This is a genomic window from Dietzia sp. DQ11-38-2, from assembly GCF_014145055.1.
Taxonomy (GTDB): Bacteria; Actinomycetota; Actinomycetes; order Mycobacteriales; family Mycobacteriaceae; genus Dietzia.
In genome coordinates, this window is the sequence record NZ_JAALDW010000354.1 from 1 (window position 1) to 5655 (window position 5655).

General features: G+C 71.5%; 7 protein-coding genes. 6 read left to right on the plus strand and 1 reads right to left on the minus strand.

Features of this window, described 5'->3' with window-relative positions; genetic code table 11:
* Positions 1-111 precede the first annotated feature (111 nt).
* The gene (locus tag G6026_RS12085) at positions 112-1458 is read right to left on the minus strand and encodes a nicotinate phosphoribosyltransferase (protein WP_182613325.1); all 1347 of its coding nucleotides are present in this window, start codon (positions 1456-1458) and stop codon (positions 112-114) included.
* 110 nt (positions 1459-1568) lie between these two features.
* Between G6026_RS12085 and clpS the strand changes: the two genes are divergently transcribed.
* From clpS to rph, 6 genes are all read left to right on the plus strand, one after another.
* Positions 1569-1856 (plus strand): ATP-dependent Clp protease adapter ClpS, encoded by a 288-nt coding sequence (clpS, locus tag G6026_RS12090; RefSeq protein ID WP_228548846.1) that lies wholly within the window; start codon positions 1569-1571, stop codon positions 1854-1856.
* A 4-nt stretch (positions 1857-1860) separates the two neighbouring features.
* Positions 1861-2472, plus strand: a complete 612-nt coding sequence (locus G6026_RS12095) for a DUF2017 domain-containing protein (RefSeq protein WP_107756002.1) — start codon at positions 1861-1863, stop codon at positions 2470-2472.
* 10 nt (positions 2473-2482) lie between these two features.
* Positions 2483-3169, plus strand: coding sequence for a rhomboid family intramembrane serine protease (locus G6026_RS12100; RefSeq protein ID WP_107756003.1), 687 nt, complete (start codon positions 2483-2485; stop codon positions 3167-3169).
* Positions 3145-3981, plus strand: a complete 837-nt coding sequence (gene murI / locus G6026_RS12105; RefSeq protein ID WP_231750502.1) for a glutamate racemase — start codon at positions 3145-3147, stop codon at positions 3979-3981. The genes G6026_RS12100 and murI overlap by 25 nt, the downstream gene beginning before the upstream one ends.
* A gap of 82 nt (positions 3982-4063) precedes the next feature.
* Entirely contained in the window at positions 4064-4843 is a 780-nt protein-coding gene (locus G6026_RS12110; RefSeq protein WP_107756004.1) for an MBL fold metallo-hydrolase, read from the plus strand.
* Between the two features lie 66 nt (positions 4844-4909).
* Positions 4910-5655: ribonuclease PH (rph, locus tag G6026_RS12115; protein ID WP_182613326.1), on the plus strand; the 746-nt coding region annotated here is incomplete at its 3' end.

Here is a 5655-nt window from a genome sequence, read left to right on the forward strand (position 1 = left end):
TCGACCGCGGTGGCGAGCAGCTCGGAGACAGGGGGAAGCGAGTCGGTCACCCGGTCACCCTAGCGGCCCGGTGCGACGCCGGACACGGGGCCGGGCACCGGTGGATCAGCGTCACGGACCCGGCGGCACCACACGCACGGGGACCGCCGGCTCGCCCTCGCTCAACGCCAGGCCCTCCCACGGCAGCGTCACCATCGCTGCCTGGTGGAACGTCCGCGACTCCTCCAGGGACGGCAGGTCGGGGACGGGGGCGCCCTCGCGCATCAGGGGGACAATCAGATCCCTCTGCTCCAGTCCCGGTTCAGCGGTCACGGACCCCGCCCACGGTAGGAGCACCTCCTCGACCGCGGTGCCGGATCGTCGGTGGAGTCGGACGGCCCGCTTGGCGCCCGGCAGGGACTCCTTGTGGGTCGAGCGCTTGGCCACGGGGATGCCGTCCACCTCGACGAGCTTGTAGACCATCCCCGCGGTGGGGGCGCCCGAGCCGGTCACCAACCGGGTGCCCACCCCGTAGGCGTCGACGGGCTCGGCCCGCAGCGCCGCGATCGCGTACTCGTCCAGGTCCCCGGAGACCACGATGCGGGTCCCGTGGGCGCCCAGGGAGTCCAGTTGCACACGCACCTGCCGGGCCAGCATCCCGAGATCGCCCGAGTCGATGCGGACCCCGCCCAGCCCGGGCCCGGCCACCTCGATCGCCGTGGCCACGCCGCGGGTGATGTCGTACGTGTCCACCAGCAGGGTTGTGCTCACACCGAGGGTGGCGACCTGAGAGCGGAAGGCGGACGCTTCGTCCGGGCCGTCCGGACCGGTGTGCAGCAGAGTGAACGCGTGGGCCGACGTGCCGGCGGAGGGGACCCCGTGCCGTCGGGTGGCCTCGACGTTCGAGGTGGAGGCGAACCCCGTGAGGTAGGAGGCGCGGGCCGCGGCCACTGCGGCCTCCTCGTGCGTGCGGCGTGAGCCCATCTCGATGATCGGGCGCCCGTCCGCCGCGGAGGTCATCCGCGCGGCGGCGGAGGCGATCGCGCTGTCGTGGTTGAGCACGGACAGCACCAGCGTCTCCAGCAGCACGCACTCGGCGAACCCGCCCCGGACGGTCAACACCGGGGATCCGGGGAAGAAGAGCTCCCCCTCGGGATACCCGTCCATCCGTCCGGTGAAACGGAAGTCCCGCAACCACCCGAGGGTCCGCTCGTCGAGCGAGTCGGCCACCGTCGCGAGCTCCTGTTCCCCGAAGCGGAAGTCCCGGAGTCGCTCCAGGAGCCGTCCGGTGCCGCCGACGACGCCGTACCGGCGACCGGCCGGCAGTCGCCGGGCGAACACCTCGAACACGCAGGGACGGTCGGCGGTGCCGTCGGCCAGCGCGCCGCTGATCATCGTGAGCTCGTACTTGTCCGTCAGCAGCGCGGTGGACGGACGGTCCGGCGGGTGAGGGGCGCGCGTCGGCGCGGTCGAGGTCACCCGGCCGACTCTACGGCGTGGCCGACCCGGCGGTAATCCGTATCCTTGGCCGTATGCACACCGTCACCGCACAGACCGCGGACGACCGGAGCGTCGTCCCCGTGATGGCGATGCCGTCGGCCGCGCCCGTGGAGGACACGGAGACCGAGCTCGACGCCGGGGTGGACAGTCCCTGGCTCACGGTCGTGTGGGACGACCCGGTCAACCTCATGAGCTACGTGACCTTCGTCTTCCAGCGGGTCTTCGGCTACAGCCGGGAAAAGGCACACGAGCTCATGCTCAAGGTCCACAACGACGGTCGCGCCGTGGTCTCCTCCGGCAGTCGCGACAAGGTGGAGAACGACGTGCGCAAGCTGCAGGAGGCCGGACTGTGGGCCACGATGCAGCGGGAGGCCTGAACCGGTGAAGGCCTGGCAGCGCAAGACCTCCCTCACCGGCCCGCGGGTCAAGGCGGTCATGGAGAGCCACGAGGTGCAGATCCTCCACGCCCTGGTGTCCAACATCGTCGACATGTTGGAGCAGCGGCGCGACTCCGCACCGCGGGACGAGCTGGCCGAGATCACCGGCATGCGCAGCGGACACTCCGAGCTCCCCGCCGAGGCCCCACTCGCCCGCCTGCTGCCGGATTTCCACCGTCCCGAGCCGGGGAGCGCCTCCGACGCGGACGCCGCGGCGGTGGCCCGCGCCCACAACTCGGGGATGCGCATGCTCCACGAACCGGAGATCATCGACGCCAAGCTCGCGGCGGCCTCGACGGTCCTGAGGTCGCTCCCGGCACGCGGGGGGACGGTCTCGCTCAGCCCCGAGCAGGCGCAGGCCTGGATGGGCTGTCTCAACGACGTGCGGCTCGGCCTGGGCGCGTTGCTGCTCGAGGCGGGGGCGGTGGACGGGGTCCCGGCCACGGACATCCCCGAGTACGTCGAGGAGGACGACCCGAGGTCGGCGCACCTGGACGTCTACCACTGGTTGACCTTCATGCAGGACTCCCTGTGTTCGGTTCTGACGGGGAAGTGAGGAGAGCACGGTGAATCCAGATCCACGCACGTTCCGGTCGGGGGGCGTCCAGGCCGCCCGGCCCGTCCCCCAGGGACCGCGCCGCTGGCCGGCGCTGATCCTGCTCTTCGCCTTTGTCGCGCTGATGTGGGTGGTCGAGGCGGCCGACCAGGTCATCCGGGCCGCTATCGGGCCACCCCAGACCCTCGACAACTACGGTGTCCGCCCCCTGAGCACCGACGGGTTGCCCGGAATCATCTTCCAACCCTTCCTCCACGGGGACTGGGCTCACCTCATCGGCAACTCGATCGCCCTGCTCGTGCTGGGCTCGATCATCGCGATGTCCGGGATCCGGCCCCTGATCAGCGTCACGCTCATCTCGTGGCTGGCCTCGGGTGTGGTGTCGTGGATCCTGGGCGGGGCAGGGACCGTCCACATCGGGGCGTCGGGGATCGTGTTCGGCTACATCTTCTACGTGATCGTCCGGGGACTGTTCTCCCGACGGATCCTGCATCTGCTGGTCGGGCTCGTCATCGGCTTCTATTACGGGCTCGAGGCGCTCGCCGGTCTGTCCCCGATGCTGGACGGCGTGTCCTGGCAGGGGCACCTCGGCGGAGCCATCGGCGGCGTGCTCTCGGCGTACGGGCTCAAGCGTGACCGCAGGCCACAGGCCGTCACCGCCGGACAGCCGGGGTGGAACTCCGGTCCGCGCAGGTGACGTCCCCGGACCCGCTGGCCCCGATCGGGGTCTTCGACTCCGGCGCGGGCGGACTCACCGTGGCCCGGGCGATCATGGACCAACTCCCCGACGAATCGCTGATCTACGTCGGGGACACCGCCAACGGGCCATACGGACCGCTGCCGCTGGCGCGGGTCCGCGAGCACGCCCTGGCGGTCGCGGACTCCCTCGTCGACCGGGGGGTCAAGGCTCTGGTGATCGCGTGCAACACCGCCTCGGCGGCGATGCTGCGGGACGCCCGTGAGCGCTACCCGGTTCCGGTGGTCGAGGTGATCCAGCCGGCGGCCAGGCGGGCGGTGGCCACCACGCGGTCGGGTCGCATCGGGGTGATCGCCACGCGCGCCACGGTCGCCTCCCTGGCCTACGACGACGCGGTGGCCGCCGCGACCGGCGTCGAGCTGACCTCGGTGGCGTGCCCGAAATTCGTCGAGTTCGTCGAGCGTGGCATCACCAGTGGTCGGCAGGTGCTGGGCCTGGCGGAGGCGTACCTCGCCCCGATCAGGGATGCCGACGTGGACACCCTGGTCCTGGGGTGCACCCATTACCCGCTGTTGTCCGGGGTGGTCCAGCTCGCGGTGGGCGATCACGTCACGTTGGTCTCCAGCGCCGAGGAGACCGCCAAGGACGTGGTGCGCGTCCTCACCTCCCAGGACCTCCTGCGACCCCACGACGCGCAGACCCCGGCCCTGCGGGAGTTCCTCGTGACCGGTGACCCGGACGGTTTCCGTCGGGTGGCGTCCCGGTTTCTCGGCCCCGACCTGGTGGCCGTCGGCCGCGCGGCCGCGGTGTGAATCCTCCCCACCGACGGACGCGGGACAGCCCTCGGGAGCACACCCCGGGCGGCGGCGGGCCGACCGTGGCACGATGGTGCCCATGCTTCTGACTGTCCTGGGTTGCTCGGGGAGTATCGGCGGACCCACCTCGCCGGCGTCCGGGTATCTGGTCGAGGTCGAAGGAATCGGGCCCGTCGTGATCGACATGGGGCCCGGGGTGTTGGGGGCTCTGCAGCGGTACATCTCGCCGGAGACCGCCACCGTTCTGCTGTCCCATCTCCACGCTGACCACTGCCTGGACGTCCCGGGCCTGATGGTGCTGCGGCGCTTCGGCCCCGAGGCGGAGCACGCGGTCCGCATGCCGCTCATCGGCCCGTCCGGGACCGCCTACCGGATCGGGGTCGCCTCATCGGAGGAGCCCGGCGCCGTGGACGATCTCTCGGACACGTTCGAGGTGGGATCGTGGGAGGTCACCCCGGACATGGAGTTGAGGCGCGAGGACGACGAGGTGGCCCTGCGTGTGCGAGCCGACCGGGTAGATCACCCGCCGGAGTCCTACGGGCTGAGGCTGACCTCGGCGTCCGGTCGCGTCCTGGCCTACAGCGGCGACACCGCCTACTGCGAGGCGCTGATCGAGCTCGCGGCGGGGGCGGATGTGTTCCTCTGCGAGGCCTCCTGGACAGACGAGGAGGGTCGTCCACCGGGCATCCACATGTCCGGTGCCGAGGCGGGTCGCACCGCCCGTCTCGCCGGGGTGGGGCGTCTGGTGCTCACCCACATCCCGCCGTGGACGGACAGCGAGGCCGTGCGCGCCGAGGCCGCCGCGGAGTTCGACGGCGAGGTCATGCTGGCGGAACCGGATCTGCGACTCGAGGTCTAGCCACCCGGGTCCTCGCAGGAGAGCTACCCGGTCGACGGACGGCGGTGGCCGCTAGGATCGGCGGGCGTGACCTCATCTACTGACGGCAGAACAGACGGACGCGCGGACGGCGACCTCCGCGACGTGACCCTCACGCGGGGATTCACCTCGCACCCGGCCGGATCGGTTCTCGTGACCTTCGGTCAGACCCGGGTCATGTGCACGGCGAGCGTGACCGAGGGCGTGCCGCGCTGGCGCAAGGGGTCGGGCCTGGGATGGTTGACCGCGGAATACGCGATGCTGCCGGCCGCGACCCACGAGCGCTCGGGGCGCGAGTCGGTCCGCGGCAAGGTGGGTGGACGCACCCACGAGATCAGCCGCCTGGTCGGCCGGTCCCTGCGCGCCTGCATCGACCTGTCAGCACTGGGGGAGAACACCATCGCGTTGGACTGCGACGTGCTCCAGGCGGACGGCGGCACCCGCACCGCCGCGATCACCGGGGCCTACGTCGCGCTCGCGGACGCGGTGACCTGGCTGGCGGCCAAGGGCGCCGTCACCGGGAACCCCCTGACGTGTGCTGTGGCGGCCGTGAGCGTCGGCGTGGTGGACAACCGGGTCCTGTGCGACCTGCCCTACGAGGAGGACTCGCGCGCCGGGGTGGACATGAACGTCGTCTGCACCGACGCCGGGGAGCTGGTGGAGGTTCAGGGCACCGCCGAGGGCGCCGCGTTCGGACGGGACACCCTCAACGCCATGCTGGACTCGGCCCAGGCCGGCTGCGAGCGGCTGTTCGAACTGCAGCGGCAGGCCCTCGCGGAGCCGTATCCCGGAGA